14 protein-coding genes and 1 tRNA gene are annotated in these 15440 nt (G+C 64.5%); 10 read left to right on the plus strand and 5 right to left on the minus strand.

The window, feature by feature from the left end; genetic code table 11:
* Nucleotides 1-33: 33 nt before the first annotated feature.
* Entirely contained in the window at nucleotides 34-1071 is a 1038-nt protein-coding gene (locus L0963_RS07860; RefSeq protein WP_003051331.1) for a 2-oxoacid:ferredoxin oxidoreductase subunit beta, read from the minus strand.
* Nucleotides 1068-2930 carry a 2-oxoacid:acceptor oxidoreductase subunit alpha gene (locus L0963_RS07865; protein ID WP_186403225.1) on the minus strand — a complete coding sequence of 621 codons (1863 nt, stop codon included), beginning with the start codon at nucleotides 2928-2930 and terminating at the stop codon, nucleotides 1068-1070. Before L0963_RS07865 ends, L0963_RS07860 begins: the two co-directional genes overlap by 4 nt.
* 196 nt (nucleotides 2931-3126) lie before the next feature.
* Between L0963_RS07865 and L0963_RS07870 the strand changes: the two genes are divergently transcribed.
* Nucleotides 3127-4068 carry an alpha/beta hydrolase gene (locus tag L0963_RS07870; protein ID WP_186403224.1) on the plus strand — a complete coding sequence of 314 codons (942 nt, stop codon included), beginning with the start codon at nucleotides 3127-3129 and terminating at the stop codon, nucleotides 4066-4068.
* Nucleotides 4065-4541, plus strand: coding sequence for an RNA pyrophosphohydrolase (locus L0963_RS07875; RefSeq protein WP_186403223.1), 477 nt, complete (start codon nucleotides 4065-4067; stop codon nucleotides 4539-4541). Before L0963_RS07870 ends, L0963_RS07875 begins: the two co-directional genes overlap by 4 nt.
* On the opposite strand, the gene L0963_RS07880 is transcribed toward L0963_RS07875, so the two are convergent.
* Nucleotides 4502-5191 (minus strand): uracil-DNA glycosylase, encoded by a 690-nt coding sequence (locus tag L0963_RS07880; RefSeq protein WP_234179053.1) that lies wholly within the window; start codon nucleotides 5189-5191, stop codon nucleotides 4502-4504. The two genes, L0963_RS07875 and L0963_RS07880, sit on opposite strands and share 40 nt — an antisense overlap.
* Nucleotides 5192-5208: 17 nt before the next feature.
* Here L0963_RS07880 and folK point away from each other — a divergent pair, with 17 nt between their 5' ends.
* A complete protein-coding gene (gene folK / locus L0963_RS07885) occupies nucleotides 5209-5736 on the plus strand; it encodes a 2-amino-4-hydroxy-6-hydroxymethyldihydropteridine diphosphokinase (protein WP_409574545.1) in 528 nt (175 codons plus the stop codon).
* A 44-nt stretch (nucleotides 5737-5780) separates the two neighbouring features.
* Nucleotides 5781-5856 (plus strand) — tRNA-Lys (locus L0963_RS07890).
* 25 nt (nucleotides 5857-5881) lie between these two features.
* Here L0963_RS07890 and L0963_RS07895 read toward each other — a convergent pair.
* Nucleotides 5882-7108 carry an alpha/beta fold hydrolase gene (locus tag L0963_RS07895; RefSeq protein ID WP_234179055.1) on the minus strand — a complete coding sequence of 409 codons (1227 nt, stop codon included), beginning with the start codon at nucleotides 7106-7108 and terminating at the stop codon, nucleotides 5882-5884.
* 232 nt (nucleotides 7109-7340) lie between these two features.
* Nucleotides 7341-8321, minus strand: coding sequence for an NAD(P)H-dependent flavin oxidoreductase (locus tag L0963_RS07900; RefSeq protein ID WP_234179057.1), 981 nt, complete (start codon nucleotides 8319-8321; stop codon nucleotides 7341-7343).
* A 121-nt stretch (nucleotides 8322-8442) separates the two neighbouring features.
* On the opposite strand from L0963_RS07900, the gene L0963_RS07905 reads away from it, so the two are divergent.
* From L0963_RS07905 to L0963_RS07930, 6 genes are all read left to right on the plus strand, one after another.
* Nucleotides 8443-9627: an acyl-CoA dehydrogenase family protein gene (locus L0963_RS07905; protein WP_186403218.1), complete on the plus strand. Its 1185-nt coding sequence runs from the start codon at nucleotides 8443-8445 to the stop codon at nucleotides 9625-9627.
* 118 nt (nucleotides 9628-9745) lie between these two features.
* On the plus strand, nucleotides 9746-10840 hold the full coding sequence (locus L0963_RS07910; RefSeq protein ID WP_186403217.1) for an acyl-CoA dehydrogenase family protein: 1095 nt from the start codon (nucleotides 9746-9748) through the stop codon (nucleotides 10838-10840).
* Nucleotides 10837-12042, plus strand: a complete 1206-nt coding sequence (locus tag L0963_RS07915; protein WP_234179059.1) for an acyl-CoA dehydrogenase family protein — start codon at nucleotides 10837-10839, stop codon at nucleotides 12040-12042. Before L0963_RS07910 ends, L0963_RS07915 begins: the two co-directional genes overlap by 4 nt.
* Before the next feature lie 11 nt (nucleotides 12043-12053).
* The gene (locus L0963_RS07920) at nucleotides 12054-12836 is read left to right on the plus strand and encodes an SDR family NAD(P)-dependent oxidoreductase (protein WP_186403215.1); all 783 of its coding nucleotides are present in this window, start codon (nucleotides 12054-12056) and stop codon (nucleotides 12834-12836) included.
* Between the two features lie 24 nt (nucleotides 12837-12860).
* Nucleotides 12861-14111, plus strand: a complete 1251-nt coding sequence (locus tag L0963_RS07925) for an acetyl-CoA C-acetyltransferase (protein WP_234179061.1) — start codon at nucleotides 12861-12863, stop codon at nucleotides 14109-14111.
* Nucleotides 14112-14247: 136 nt separating this feature from the next.
* Nucleotides 14248-15378, plus strand: a complete 1131-nt coding sequence (locus L0963_RS07930) for a CaiB/BaiF CoA transferase family protein (RefSeq protein ID WP_217373381.1) — start codon at nucleotides 14248-14250, stop codon at nucleotides 15376-15378.
* The last annotated feature ends 62 nt before the right edge of the window (nucleotides 15379-15440 follow it).

Raw genomic sequence — 15440 nt, forward strand, 5'->3', positions numbered from 1 at the left:
TATAAAGCCGACGCGCGCATCGACCGCAAGCGATCAGAGATCGGGCCCACCTTCGCTGACCGTCCAGGTCTGCCCTTTTTTGAGCAGGCTCTGCAGATCGGCCTTCTTGCCCTCAGCCGCCGCCTTGTTCTGGCGCCATACGTCGGCTTCGAAAGTCGGACGCGGATCATCGTAGAGGACACCGAGCGCCATCGGGAATTCGCCGAAGCGCATTTCCACGAGCATGTGCGCGACGCTGCGGTTGGTGACGTCGTGGACGATCACGCCCGCCGCCTGCCAGTCGCCATCGACGACATCGACGACCTTGAGCGTCAGCGCCTCCTGATCGAGCGCGATACCCTTCGCGCCCTTGGCAAACAGCATCGGTTCCCCGTTCTGGAGCCAGAGCTGGCGGTCTTCAGCGCCCTTCGGCGCGGCGAAATCCTGGAACACGTCCTTGTTATAGACGATGCAGTTCTGGAAGATTTCGATAAAGGCCGCGCCCTTGTGCGCATGGGCTGCTTTCAGAACATTCGGCAGTTCCTTCGATACATCGAAGCCGCGCGCAACGAAGCGGGCGCCCGCGCCGAGTGCGAAGGCGCAGGGCTGCGCCGGGCGGTCGACCGAGCCGAACGGGGTCGACGGGCTGTTGGTGCCAACGCGGCTGGTGGGCGAATATTGGCCCTTGGTCAGCCCGTAAATCTCGTTGTTGAACAGCATGATCTGGCAATCGAGGTTGCGCCGGATAAGGTGCATCGTGTGATTGCCGCCGATCGACAGACCATCGCCGTCGCCGGTGACGATCCACACGTCGAGTTCGGGATTGGCAAGCTTCAGCCCCGTCGCGAACGCCGGCGCACGGCCATGGATCGTATGGAAGCCATAGCTTTCGACATAATAGGGAAAGCGCGACGAGCAGCCGATCCCGCTGATGAACACGGTGCTTTCGGGCACCGCGCCGATTTCGGGCAGGGTGCGCTGCACTGCCTTCAGGATCGCATAGTCGCCGCAGCCGGGGCACCAGCGCACTTCCTGATCGGTTTCCCAATCCTTGAGCGTCGTCGTGCGGGCGATGGTCGTCATCTCGTTCACTGGAGCGCCTCCTCGATGGCAGCTTCGATTTCGGCAATCCGGAAGGGCTGGCCCGACACCTTGTTGAGCGGCTTGGCATCGACCAGATACTGGTCGCGCAGCACCGTCTTGAGCTGGCCCGTGTTCATTTCGGGCACGATCACCTTGTCATAGCTTTTGAGCAATTCGCCCAGATTGGCGGGGAGCGGCCAGATATGGCGCAGGTGAATCTGGCTGACGTCCTTCCCTTCGGCGCGCTTGCGGCGCACCGCCTGATGGATCGGGCCATAGGTCGATCCCCAGCCGACGATGGCAAGCTTGCCGCCTTCGGCGCCGAGTTCGACGATCTGGTCGGGAACCTTGACCCCGTCGATCTTCGCCTTGCGAATGTCGGTCATCGCCTGGTGATTTTCGGGCGCATAATTGATGTGACCGGTGTCGATCTCTTTCTCGATCCCGCCGATCCGGTGCAGCAGGTCGGGCGTACCCGGCTTCACCCAGGGGCGCGCGAGCTTTTCGTCGCGGCCATAGGGCTTGAAGCCGCCTTCGGGTACCTGGGTCAGAAATTCGACCGGGAAGGCTTCATAGGCGGTCAGGTCGGGGACTTTCCACGGCTCGGCCGCGTTGGCGATATAGCCGTCGGTCAGCAACATCACCGGCGTCATATATTGGACCGCGATCCGGCACGCCTCGATCGCGCATTCGAACGCGTCACCAGGCGAGCGCGCGGCGATCACCGGCATCGGCGCATCGCCGTTGCGGCCATAGACAGCCTGATAGAGATCCGACTGTTCGGTCTTGGTCGGCAGGCCCGTCGACGGGCCGCCACGCTGCGAATTGACGATGACGAGCGGCAGTTCGGTCATGATCGCGAGGCCCATTGCCTCGCCCTTCAGCGCGATGCCCGGACCCGACGAGCTAGTGACGCCCAGCGACCCTGCGTAGCTCGCACCGATCGCCGAACAGATTGCGGCGATTTCATCCTCGGCCTGGAAGGTCGTGACGTCATATTCCTTGAGCCGCGACAGATGGTGGAGGATCGCCGATGCGGGTGTGATCGGATAACCGCCGAAGAACATCGGCAGATGCGCAAGCTGCGCCCCGGCGACAAGACCGAGCGCGATGCCCTCGGCGCCGGTCAGCGTGCGATAGAGGCCGGGTTCGGCGGGCGCCGGCGCGACATGATGCTGCTTGAGCGGTCCCGCGAGTTCGGCGGTTTCGCCATAGGCATGGCCCGCATTAAGCGCCGCGATATTCGCTTCGGCAAGATTGGGATCCTTGGCGAATTTCGCCTTCAGCCACTCGGTCAGCGGCTGGCGGTCGCGGTCGAACATCCACAGCGCAAGGCCGAGCGTCCACATATTCTTGCAGCGCAGCGCTTCCTTGTTGCCGAGCCCGAACGGCTTGACGGCATCCATCGTCGCCTGACTGATGTTGAGCTTCAGCAGCTGCCATTTCGCAAGGCTGCCATCCTCGAGCGGATTGGCGTCATATTTCGCCTTGGCGAGATTGCGGTCGTTGAATTCGCCTTCGTCGGCGATGATCAGGCCGCCCAGCTTGAGCACGCCGACATTGGTCTTGAGCGCCGCGGGGTTCATCGCGACGAGCACGTCGGGGGCGTCGCCCGCGGTCGTGATCTCGCTCGACCCGAAATTGATCTGGAACGCCGAAACACCGAACAACGTCCCCTGCGGCGCTCGGATTTCGGCCGGAAAATCGGGGAAAGTCGCCAGGTCATTGCCCGCGAGCGCGGTCGAAAGCGTGAACTGACCACCGGTAAGCTGCATCCCGTCGCCGCTGTCGCCTGCGAAACGAACCACCACTGCGTCGGAACGGGGGGACTGCCGATCTTCGGCCCGGTCCTCGACCACTGTCGCCATTTTCTGTTCTGCCTTTAGAGTCCTGCGAATTACCGGAATGGGCCTAGGCCCGTCTTTCGTCGCCCGCAATTCAGAAAAATTTGTGCGCTGCAAAGCGGATCGGCGCGCGCCTGCCGTAATCAGTTTCCAATTGCCATTGAATTATGCCGCCCGATGGCGAATAGCAGCGGCAACAACATAGCAAGGGATTTGACGGATGACCGACGGCACGACTCCTTATGTTCGCCCCGATGTGGCGGCCTTTCTCGCTTTCCTCAATGCCCAGGAAGGCCCCAAGATGGAAGAGATGCCGCCCGAGGCGGGGCGCGAAATGATGCGCGTTATGGGGCAGATGGCCGACGTGCCGCGCGGCGCAATCGCCAAGATCGAGGATCGCACCATTCCCGGACCCGCCGGCGAGATCCCGATCCGCATCTATGACAACCGTCCCGATCGCGAGCCCGGACCGGTCATGGTCTTCTACCATGGCGGCGGCTGGGTGATCGGCGATCTCGACACGCACGATCCCTATTGTGCCGAAGCGGCACGCCAGCTCGACATGCCGGTGATTGCCGTCGACTATCGCCTCGCGCCCGAACACCCCTTCCCGGCGGCGCCCGAGGATTGCGAGGCGGCGACGCGCTGGGTTGCGGACAATATCCCATGCACCGGGCTGGTCCTGTCGGGCGACAGCGCGGGCGGCAATCTGACCATCGCGACCGCGCTCGCGCTGCGCGATGCGCCAGCCGCGAAGCCCGTGGTCGCGATCCATCCGATCTATCCGGCGGTCACGACGCATCAGGATTGGCAAAGCTACCGCGATTTCAAGGATGGCTATCTGCTCACCGAAGGCGGCATGACCTGGTTCGGCGATCATTATGCCGCCGACCCTGCCGATCGCCGCGCGTCGCCGATCGATTTCGACGCCGCCGGCCTGCCCCCGACCCTGCTCGTCACCGCGGGACTCGATCCGCTGCGCGATCAGGGCCGCGCCTATGCCGGCAAGCTGATCGCCGCTGGCGTGCCGACCACCTATCGTGAAGCTGCAGGCAATATCCACGGCTATATCTGTCTGGCGCAGGGCATTCCGAGTGCCAAGGACGACATCCGCGGCAATCTGACGGTCCTCAAGGCGATCGTCGCCGAAGCGACCGCATGATCGACCCCAGCGCCCTTCCCTATCGCCCCTGCGCCGGGGTGATGCTCGCCAATCGCCATGGCCTCGTCTTCGTCGGCCAGCGACTCGATTCGGCCGAGGACGCGTGGCAGATGCCGCAAGGCGGCATCGATCCCGGCGAGGATGCCGAAGATGCCGCAATCCGCGAACTCAGCGAGGAAACCGGCGTCCATGCCGGGCTGGTCGATATCATCGCGCGCAGCAAGACCGAGCATTTCTACGATCTGCCCGACCATCTGATGGGCAGGATGTGGGGCGGGAAATATCGCGGTCAGCGCCAGTCGTGGTTTTTGATGCGCTTTATGGGCGAGGATAGCGATGTCGATATCGCGACCCGGCATCAGGAGTTTCGCGCCTGGCGCTGGGCCGAACTCGACGAACTCGAACGGCTGATCGTCCCGTTCAAGCGCCAGCTTTACCGCGCCGTCGTCGACGAATTCCGCCCGCTGGTCTGATCGCGCAGCGCGACGGCGGTGCGAAAGACGTCGGCGAACATCGCCGGCGTCAGTCGCCCGGTGTTCGTGTTGTAACGCGAGCAATGATAGCTATCGACCAGATGACGCCCGTCGGGCAGGCGATGCACCGCGCCATGCGCGAAACGATAGGCGGCGAGCCGCCCGCCCACAGCGCGAACCGCCGCGTCATGTGCAATTCGGCCGAGTGCGATCAGCACCCTGACCTGTGGTAGCGCTGCGAGCTGTCCCTCGAAATAGGGGCGGCAGGCAGCAATTTCGGTGGGCGTCGGCTTGTTCTGCGGCGGCAGGCATTTGACGCTGTTGACGATTATCGTTCCGTCCAGGCGCAGCCCGTCGTCGATCCGCCCGTCATAGACGCCGCGGCTGAGCCCGAAGGCGGCGAGCGTTTCGAACAACAGGTCGCCCGCATAATCGCCGGTAAACGGCCGCCCGGTGCGGTTGGCGCCGTGCTTTCCCGGCGCGAGCCCGGCGATGGCGAGCCACGCATCGGGGTCGCCGAATGCATAGACGGGCGCGTTCCACCAATCGGGATGCTCGGCGCGACAGGCGGCGCGCAAGCCGGCGAGTCGCGGGCAGCGCAGGCAATCGCGCGGCGGCTCGGTGGCGGGCAAAGGACTGTCAATCTTCACCCCGCTGCGATAGGCGCATGGGCATGACCAGCGCAACGCCCCTCCCCCTCTATGCCATCGGCCTTGGTTCGAACCGCCGCCACGTCCGCTTCGGCGATCCGCGGCGCGTGTTGCTCGCCGCGCTTGCCGCGCTCGAAAGCGACGAAATCGAACCCGTCGATGCGAGCCCGATCGTCGCCAGCGCGCCGCTCGGTCCATCGCGCCGCCGCTACGCCAATGCCGTCGCGCTCGTCGCCTCGCCGCTCAGCCCGCCCGAGATGCTCGATCGGCTGAAAGCCATCGAAGCAGCTTTCGGACGGCGGCGCGGCCAGCGCTGGGGCGCTCGCACGCTCGACCTCGACATATTGCTGTGGTCGGAGGGCGGATGGAGCGATGCGGCGCTCACCGTGCCGCACGAGGCAATGACCGTGCGCGATTTCGTGCTTGGCCCGCTCCGCATGATCGCACCCGCCTGGCGCCATCCACTCAGCGGCCAAAGCGTCCGGCAACTCGCCGCGCGTCTTTCGCGGGCAAAGCCGGTTGACCACGGCGCTTCGGCGCACTAGGGCGACGGCTCGCTTTCGCACACCGCCCCCCGGCGGTCCGCGATGGGCCCTTAGCTCAGTCGGTAGAGCAACTGACTTTTAATCAGTAGGTCGCTGGTTCGAACCCAGCAGGGCTCACCATAACCGCCGGAATCGCCGCTTTACCTCAGGCGAAGTGCAGCTTGCGATATTTGCCGCGAAAGTAGAGCAAGGGATCGCGGCGCGGTTCGAAAATCGCCTTCAGGACGCGGCCGACAAGAATGAAATGATCGCCGCCCGGATGCACCGCCTCGCGAGCGCATTCGAAACTGCTGAGCGATCCCGACAGCACCGGCGTACCGAATTCGCCGATCTCCCATCCGGTTGCGGCGAAGCGATCCTCGCCCTTGCCCGCGAAGCGGTTGGAGGTCGGCTGTTGGCCGATCTGGAGCACATTGACCGCGAAATGCTTGACCTCGCGCAGCACTGCCGCGCTGCCGGCGTTGTTCGCGATGCAAACGAGGAGGAGCGGCGGGTCGAGCGATACCGAGGTGAAGCTGTTGGCGGTGAGGCCGATCGGCTGGCCCGCCGCATCGATAGCGGTGACCACGGTAACGCCGGTCGCGAAGCAGCCGAGTGCGTCGCGAAAGGTCCGCGCGTCGGACCCAGCGCGATATTCCGGCCACCCGCGCGGCGCGCGGCGCTCAAGAAAGTCGATCAGATGCGCGCCAAGCGCGTCGATCCGGTCTTCGGTGACGACCAGCGCGGCATCCTCCACCTCGACCAGTTCGCCGTCGGGAAGCTGGCCGACGAACGCCGCCGCCGAGGCGCGCGAGACGAGTTCGCTCATCGCGCCGCGGACATAGAGCGTCGGCAGGGCTATATTGGGGGCGATCCCCGAAAGCCGCTCGGACACGGTAGCGGCGTCGAAGGCTTCGAACAGCCGGGCGTCCCACGCAGCCTGACCAGGCGCCCGGTTGGCCGCTTCGCGCAGGCGGTCGCCGATGCGCTGCGCCATCGTTACATCGTCGCTGACCGGCAGGTCGACGAGCACCAGCCCCGAGGCGAGCACTGCCGCGTCGCGTTCGAGCGCGGCGGCGGCGATCCATCCGCCCAGGGTCGAGGCGACAACGACCGGCCGCGTGCCGAGCTGTGCCAGCACCGCGCGCAGATCGCCGACCAACGCATCGAAATCATAGCGCCCGTCCTCGGGCCACTCGCTACCGCCATGACCCCGAAGGTCTAGGCTGATGACGCGGCGGCCGGCCTGTTCGAGCGCGTCGGCGACATTCGACCAGATCGCGCGCGTCTGACCGGCACCGTGGAGCAGCAGCACCGCCGGATCATTGTCCGATCCGATAACGTCGGCTTCGAGGCGGATTCCCGCGAAGCCCTGATAATGAACGATGCTCATGCCGTGAAAATCTCTTTCGTCCGGTGCCGCGGCGGCGACCGGTCGGGCATGATTATTTTCGCTTGTTGATGCAAGTCAAAGTCGGGGAACCGCGCCATTGCCAAAAGCGGATGGCGGGTTCTGGTGATCGAACCTGCGTTCATGGCAACCCTGCACCAGTTGCCACCCAGATCACCTCCCCCAACTGCCCTGCCGGCGTCCCACCGGCGGGGCATTTCTTTGGGAAGGCCGTTCAGGCTCGAAACCCGGCCAGTCGCTGATCGAGGACAGCCTCCGCCTCGGCAATGATACGGTCGATCAATTCCTGGCAGCTCGGAATATCATGGATAAGGCCCTGGACCATCCCGGCCCAGAATACCCCCTTCGTCAGATCTCCCGTTTCGAGGAGTTCGCGGCCGGCCTTGCCGTTGACCAGTTCGGCGACGTCGGCAAAGGTCGCATCGGGCTGCGCAAGGCGGCGCACCACCTCCTCCGACACGGCGCTCTTGCCGACGCGCGCGGTGTTCTTGAGGCTGCGGAAGATCAGGAAGCTGCCGCGCTCGTCATTATCGACATAGGCCTGCTTCACATTGTCGTGGATCGGCGCTTCCTTGGTCGCGCAGAAGCGCGTCCCCATGTTGATGCCTTCGGCACCGAGCGACAGCGCTGCGACCAGCCCGCGACCGTCGCCGAAGCCGCCCGACGCCAGCATCGGGATCTTCACCTTGTCGGCGGCGGCCGGGATCAGGATCAGCCCCGGAATATCGTCCTCGCCGGGATGGCCTGCACATTCGAAGCCGTCGATCGAGATGATATCGCAGCCCGCCTTTTCGGCCGACAGCGCATGACGCACGGCGGTGCATTTGTGGAGGATGGTAACGCCATGGGGCTTGAGCATTTCCCATATCTCGCGCACCGCCTGCGTGCCCGCCGTTTCGACGATCTTGACGCCGCCGTCGATGATCGCCTGCGCATAGGCCTTGTAATCGGGGGCGTTGATCGTCGGAAAGACCGTCATGTTCACGCCGAAGGGCTTGTCGGTCATCGACCGGCAGCGTTCGATTTCGTCGCGCAGAGCGTCAGGGCTTGGCTGGGTCAGCGCGGTGAGGATGCCGAGGCCGCCGGCGTTCGACACAGCGCTCGCCAGTTCGGCATAGCCGACACTCTGCATGCCGCCCTGCACGATCGGATGCTCGATACCCAGCATTTCGGTGATGCGCGTCTTGAAAGCCATGGTCCATCCTTCCCTTCTGTCTCTGCCGTTACGGCACCGTTGCTTCTCCCTTGAATTAACTTGACGCTTACGTCAACGTCGGGTTGAGAGACGATATAGTTAGACAGCGAAGGGAATCGGAATGGCGGCGACGCACCAAGGCATATCGGATCGGGCGCTCGCGATTGCAGCCAAGGTCGAGGCCTTCGTCCGCGAGACGGTGGTCCCCTATGAGAAAGACCCGCGCCGCGACCATCATGGCGCACCGACCGACGAGCTGGTGATGGAAATGCGTGAGCATGCGCGGGCCGCGGGCGTGCTGACGCCGCACATCCTGTCCGATGGCAGCCACCTCAATCAGCGCGAGACGGCGGTCGTCCTCATCAAGTCGGGGCTTTCGCCGCTCGGTCCGCTCGCGTGCAACACGATGGCGCCCGACGAAGGCAATATGTATCTTCTCGGCAAGGAAGGCAGCCCCGAGCTCAAGGAACGTTTCCTCAAGCCGATGGTCGAGGGCCGCGTCCGATCGGCCTTTTTCATGACCGAACCCGCCGAAGAAGGCGGTGCGGGGTCCGATCCGTCGATGATGAAAACGACCTGCCGCCCCGACGGCAATCATTGGGTCGTGAACGGCCGCAAGACCTTCATCACCGGCGCGGAAGGCGCGCGCGTCGGCATCGTCATGGCGAAGGCCGAAGAAGGCGCATGCATGTTCCTCGTCGACCTGCCCGATCCGGCGATCCGCATCGACGAGATTCCGAACACGATCGACAGTTCGATGCCTGGCGGGCACGCGACGCTGACCATCGACAATCTGCGCATCCCCGCCGACCAGATGCTGGGCGCGGCGGGCGAAGGATTTCGCTACGCGCAGGTCCGCCTGTCCCCCGCCCGGCTGTCGCACTGCATGCGCTGGCTCGGCTGCTGCATTCGCGCGCACGAAATCGCGACCGACTATGCCAACCGGCGCGAAGCCTTTGGCAAGCCGCTGATCGAGCATGAAGGCGTCGGCTTCATGCTCGCCGAGAATATGATCGATCTGAAGCAGGCCGAACTGATGATCGACTGGTGCGCCGGCGTTCTCGACACCGGATCGCTCGGCACCGTCGAAAGCTCGATGGCAAAGGTTGCGGTCTCCGAAGCCCTGATGCGGATCGCCGACCGCTGCGTTCAGGTGATGGGCGGGACCGGCGTCACCGATCGCACGATCGTCGAACAGGTGTTCCGCGAAGTGCGCGCCTTCCGCATCTACGACGGTCCGACAGAGGTCCACAAATGGAGCCTTGCCAAGAAGATCCGCCGCGACTGGAAGGCCGGACGCACCTGATGCCCCTGTCAGTTGCGCTTTGCCGCCCGATCCTCCAGCCGTAGCGTCAAAACGACTTGACGTTTACGTTAACGTCCGGATGATGGGTGAAAACATAAAGGGTAGAGGACTCGGACCGATGTCGATTTTGTACGACGAAGGACAACAGGCGATCGCCACCGAATCGCGCCGCATATTGGAAGCGCGCGTGCACAAGGACGATCTGCTCCCGCTGCTCCAGACGAGCGGGCGCTATCACGAAGCCTTCTGGGCCACCGCAAAAGAACAGGGCTGGACCGCGCTGGCCTTGCCGGAAGCCTATGGCGGCCTTGCGCTCGGCCTCGTCGAACTCGGGCTGATCGCGCACCAGGCGGGCCGCACGCTCAGCGGCGCACCCTTTCTGACCTCGAATTTCGGTGCGGCAAAAGCGATCGAGCTATACGGCAGCGATGATCAGAAACAGCGCTGGCTACCGGGCCTGGCAAGCGGGGACGTCATCGGGGCGGTCGCGATTGCTTCGGGGCCTGACGCCCTGCCCGCCCATCCCAAGGTCACACTGACCGATGACCGGCTCGATGGCGTGAAGGACGGCGTTTCGGGTGCATTACATGCCGACGTTGCCATCGTCTTCGCCAATGGCCCGGGGATGCCGGTGCTTGCCCTTGTCGATCTTGCCAAGGTTGAAAAGACGGCGATCGACAGCTTCGACAACAGCCGCTGCCTCGCCGACCTGCATTTTTCTCATACGCCCGCCGAGACGCTCGTCAGCGGAAGCGCCGCGCGCGCGGCGGCGCTGCACATTCTGGCATTGCAGGCCGTCATCACCGCGCATGAGCAGACGGGCGGCGCCGAGGCGCTGATGGAAATCGCGCGCGACTATGCCGTAACGCGCAAGGCCTTCGGGCAGCCCATCGGCGCCTTCCAGTCGATCAAGCACCGCATCGCCGAACTCTACGGCCTTGTGGAACTCGCGCGCGCCAATTGCATCCACGCGGCCTCGCGCGAGGGGCAGAGCGATTTCGTGACGGCGGCCGCCGCGGCGCGGCTTTCGGCGACCGAAGCCTATGATACCGCGGCGCGCGATTGCGTGCAGATCCACGGCGGCATCGGCGTGACCTGGGAAATCGGCCTTCACCTTCATATGCGCCGCGCCCGCACGCTGGCGCTCGAACAGGGAAGCAGCCTGTTCTGGGAAGATATATTGGTCGACCGCTTGGCAGGAGAAGCAGCATGAGCGATCTCGAAGCCTATCGCGCGAAGGCCGCGGCCTGGTGCGAATCCGTCGCGCCCACGTTCGGCAAGGCGGCCCGCAAGGGCCTGAGCGTCGAAGAGGATCTCGCGCTCGGACGCCGCTATCAAAAGGCGAAATTCGATGCGGGCTTCGCCGGCATCAACTGGCCTACCGACCTCGGCGGACAGGGCCTTGGCCATATCGAGAAGATCACCTTCGAAGCCGAGGAGATGAAGCACGGCTTCCCCAACGTCTATTTCGGCATCTCGCTCGGCATGCCGGTGCCGGTGCTGATGCAGTTCGGCTCCGACCGCGATTTCGTGAAGGAGCGCGTGCTCAAGGCGCTGCAGGGCGAAGAAATCTGGTGCCAGCTCTTCTCCGAACCATCGGGCGGCACCGATCTTGCCGGCCTGCGCACGCGCGCCGAAACCGATGGCAACGGATGGAAGATTAACGGCCAGAAAGTCTGGACGAGCTGGGCGCAATATAGCGACTATGGCGTCATCGTCGTGCGCACCGACCCGACCGTCGCCAAGCACAAGGGCCTTACCTATTTCTGGGTCGACATGAAGGCGCCCGGCGTCACCGTGCGCCCGATCAAGCTCGCCGGCGGCGACAGTCACGTCAACGAAGTCTTCTTCGACGATGTGAAGATCAGCGACGACCACCGCATGTCTCCGGTCGGCGGCGGCTTCTCGGTCGCGCTCGCGACCCTGATGATCGAACGCTATGTCGCAACCGACAGCGCCGGATTCGGCCCGCACCTCGACCTGTTCGTCGATATGGCGAAAGACCTGATGATCAATGGCCGACCGGCGATCGAGGATGGCCGCATCCGGCAGCAGATCGCCCGCAACTATGCGATGCGTTCGGGACTCGATTCGATCAATGTCCGCGCACGATTGATGATGCAGGCGGGTATGACGCCGGGCCCCGAAGGCTCGCTCAACAAGCTGGTTGCGGTGCGCTCGCGCCAGAAGCTGTCCGAACTCGCGATCGACCTGCAGGGCGTCGGCGGCTTCCACTTCGACGAGCATGCCTCGCCCAAGGACGATTGGGCAGCGAGCTGGATCAACGCGCCGACCGGCCGCATCGCCGGCGGATCGGACGAAACGCTGCTCAACACGATCGCCGAGCGCATCCTCGGCCTGCCGCAAGACCATCGCCCCGACAAGGGCGTCCCCTTCAACCAGATTCCAGCCTGAGGAGCCTCCCCATGAAACTCGATTCCTCGACCGCGGCCGTTGTCACGGGCGGCGCGTCCGGTCTTGGCCGCGCAACCGCCGAAGCGCTTGCCGCCGCGGGTGTGAAGGTCGCGATCTTCGATATCAACGACGCGCTGGGCGAAGAGGTGGCGCAATCGATCGGCGGCCTGTTCGTCCATGTCGATATCACCGACGAACAGTCGGTTCTCGACGGCTTTGCCAAGGCGCGCGCCGCTCATGGTCAGGAACGCATCGCGGTCCACTGCGCGATGACGTCGCGCCGCGGCAAGACGCTCGCCTATGACAAGGAAACGGGCAAATTTCGCCGGACCCCAACCGCGGATTATGAATATGGTGTCGCGGGCATATTGACCGCAAGCTATCGCATCGGATCGATCGCGGCCGAAGGCATGGCGACATTGCCCGAACTGGAAGACGGCGAACGTGGCGCAATCATCTTCACCGCCTCGGTCGCGGCGCAGGACGCACAGATCGGTCAGGTCATCTACGGGTCGGCCAAGGCCGGGGTAAACGGCCTCGTCCTGCCGATGGCGCGCGATCTGATGGACCTCGGCATCCGGGTCAATTCGATCATGCCCGGCGTGTTCGGTACGCCGCTGCTCGGCAATATGAACCCCAAGGTCAAAGAAAGCCTCGAAGCGTCGGTCCCCTTCCCCAAGCGGCTCGGCAAGGCCGAGGAATATGCCAGCCTGGCGATGGAAATGATCCGCAACACCTATTTCAACGGCCAGGCCGTCCGCCTCGACGGCGCGATCCGCATGGCTCCCCGTTAAGTCACCCAGCGAAGGAATACCTCCATGGCCGAAGCCTATATCATCGACGCCGTCCGCACCCCGCGCGGGATCGGCAAGCCCGGCAAGGGCGCGCTGTCGCATCTTCACCCACAGCATCTCGCCGCCACCGTCCTCGCCGCGATCCGCGACCGCAATCATCTCGACACGGCAACGGTCGACGATATCGTCTGGTCGACCTCGTCGCAGAACGGCAAGCAGGGCGGCGACCTTGGCCGCATGGCGGCGCTGTCGGCGGGGTACGACACCAAGGCCAGCGGAACGACGCTCGACCGCTTCTGCGGCGGCGGCATCAGCTCGGTCAATTTCGCCGCGGCGAGCGTGATGAGCGGCATGGAAGATTGCGTCGTCGCCGGCGGTACCGAGATGATGAGCTACACCACCGCCTTTGCCGCCGAGCAGGCGAACGCTGGGCTGCCGCCGCGCCTGATGGGATCGGGCCATGAAGCGCTCGACGAAATCCACCCGCAGTCGCACCAGGGCATCTGCGGCGACGCGATCGCGACGATCGAAGGCATCAGCCGCGAAGCGCTCGACGCGCTCGCACTCGTCAGCCAACAGCGCGCCGACAGGGCGATCAAGGAAGGCCGCTTCAACAAGTCGGTCGTGCCCGTCCTCAACCCGGACGGCAGCGTTGCGCTGGACCATGAAGAGTTCCCGCGCCCCGAAACCACCGCGGAGGGCCTTGCGTCACTCAAGCCCAGCTTTGCTGCGCTCGCCGATTTCGACATGGGCGGCGGCTTCACCTTCCGGAAGCAGATCAACCGCCGCTATCCCGACCTTGAAATCCAGCATTTCCATCATGCAGGCAATTCGTCGGGCGTTGTCGACGGCGCCGCCGCGATTTTGCTGACATCCAAGGATTATGCCGACAAGCATGGCCTGAAGCCCCGCGCCCGCGTCGTCGCCTATGCCAATATCGGCGACGATCCGACGCTGATGCTCAACGCCCCGGTTCCGGCGGCCAAGAAGGTGCTCGAAAAAGCGGGACTGACCAAGGACGACATCGACGTCTGGGAAATCAACGAAGCCTTTTCGGTGGTCGCCGAAAAGTTCATCCGCGACCTCGACCTCGATCGCGAAAAGGTGAACATCAACGGCGGCGCGATGGCGCTCGGTCACCCGATCGGCGCGACCGGTTCGATCCTGATCGGCACCGCGCTCGACGAACTCGAACGCTCGGGTGGCCGCTATGGCCTCGTCACCATGTGCGCCGCGGGCGGCATGGCACCGGCCATCATCATCGAACGCATCTAAGACAATCATCGTCATTGCGACCCCGGCGAAAGCCGGGGGAAGCAATCCAGGGCGGTTTACGCCCCCCTGGATTGCAGCGTCCCCCGGATCAAGTCCGGGGTCCTCGCAATCACGATGCAGGCATGGGAGACACGACATGGCCGGACCCCTGAAGGGCATCAGGATCATCGAATTTGCAGGGATCGGTCCCGGCCCCTATTGCGGGATGATGCTCGCCGACCATGGTGCGGAGGTGATCCGCATCGATCGTCCCGGCGGTTTCATGGACCCGCGCGATCCGCTGTCGCGCAACCGCACCTCGATTGCGCTCGACATGAAAAATCCCGATGCGGTCGCGATCGCGCGCGATCTGTGCAAGAGCGCCGACGGCATCATCGAAGGCTATCGTCCGGGCGTCATGGAGCGGCTGGGGCTCGGCCCCGATGTGCTGCTCGCCGACAATCCCAGGCTTGTTTACGGACGCATGACCGGCTGGGGCCAATATGGCCCCTATTCGCAGGCGGCCGGACACGACATCAACTATATCGCGCTGTCGGGCGTCCTCCATACCGTTGGCCGCGCTGGAGAAAAGCCGGTGCCGCCAGTCAATTATGTGGGCGATTTCGGCGGCGGCGGCATGATGCTGGCCTTCGGCATGGCAAGCGCGCTGCTGCACGCCGCGAAGACCGGCGAGGGTCAGGTCATCGACTGCGCCATGACCGACGGGTCGGCATTGCTCGCGGGGATGAGCTGGGGCTTTTATGCCATGGGTCGGCTGCGCGACGAGCCGGGGGTGAACATGCTCGATACCGGCGCGCATTTCTACGACACCTATGCGTGCGCCGACGGCAAGTTCATCTCGATCGGCTCGATCGAGCCGCAATTCTATGCCTTGCTGCGCGAAAAGACCGGGCTCGACGCCGATCCCGCCTTCGATGCGCAGATGGACCCGTCGCAGTGGGAACCGCTCAAGGACAAGCTGACAGCGCTGTTCGCGACCAAGACGCGCGACGAATGGTGCGCGCTGATGGAAATGACCGACGTGTGCTTTGCCCCCGTCCTTTCGCTCGCCGAGGCGCCGCAGCATCCGCACAATGTCGAGCGCGAAACCTTCCTCTCGGTCGGCGGCGCCACCCAGCCCGCCCCCGCTCCGCGCTATTCGGCGACGAAGGCCGACACGCCGCGTCCCGCTCCGGCGGTGGGCGCCGATGGCGACGCGGTGCTTGCCGCGCTCGGCTACGACGCCGAGCGAATCGCTGCGCTGCGCAGCGGAGGCGCGGTCCGCTGAACCGATACGGCGACCGGGCGCCGATCCGCGCCCGGCAACGCCATCTGCAACTTGCCAGAACA

Origin of the sequence: Sphingopyxis sp. NFH-91 (assembly GCF_021401285.1) — a bacterium.
Lineage (GTDB): Bacteria > Pseudomonadota > Alphaproteobacteria > Sphingomonadales > Sphingomonadaceae > Sphingopyxis > Sphingopyxis terrae_A.

Bases quoted from the DNA above. Each gene is read 5' to 3' on its own strand.
- L0963_RS07865 (WP_186403225.1), bottom strand. From the start codon at position 2,930: ATGGCGACAGTGGTCGAGGACCGGGCCGAAGATCGGCAGTCCCCCCGT.
- L0963_RS07870 (WP_186403224.1), top strand. From the start codon at position 3,127: ATGACCGACGGCACGACTCCTTATGTTCGCCCCGATGTGGCGGCCTTT.
- L0963_RS07875 (WP_186403223.1), top strand. From the start codon at position 4,065: ATGATCGACCCCAGCGCCCTTCCCTATCGCCCCTGCGCCGGGGTGATG.
- folK (WP_409574545.1), top strand. From the start codon at position 5,209: ATGGGCATGACCAGCGCAACGCCCCTCCCCCTCTATGCCATCGGCCTT.
- L0963_RS07895 (WP_234179055.1), bottom strand. From the start codon at position 7,108: ATGAGCATCGTTCATTATCAGGGCTTCGCGGGAATCCGCCTCGAAGCC.
- L0963_RS07900 (WP_234179057.1), bottom strand. From the start codon at position 8,321: ATGGCTTTCAAGACGCGCATCACCGAAATGCTGGGTATCGAGCATCCG.
- L0963_RS07905 (WP_186403218.1), top strand. From the start codon at position 8,443: ATGGCGGCGACGCACCAAGGCATATCGGATCGGGCGCTCGCGATTGCA.
- L0963_RS07910 (WP_186403217.1), top strand. From the start codon at position 9,746: ATGTCGATTTTGTACGACGAAGGACAACAGGCGATCGCCACCGAATCG.
- L0963_RS07915 (WP_234179059.1), top strand. From the start codon at position 10,837: ATGAGCGATCTCGAAGCCTATCGCGCGAAGGCCGCGGCCTGGTGCGAA.
- L0963_RS07920 (WP_186403215.1), top strand. From the start codon at position 12,054: ATGAAACTCGATTCCTCGACCGCGGCCGTTGTCACGGGCGGCGCGTCC.
- L0963_RS07925 (WP_234179061.1), top strand. From the start codon at position 12,861: ATGGCCGAAGCCTATATCATCGACGCCGTCCGCACCCCGCGCGGGATC.
- L0963_RS07930 (WP_217373381.1), top strand. From the start codon at position 14,248: ATGGCCGGACCCCTGAAGGGCATCAGGATCATCGAATTTGCAGGGATC.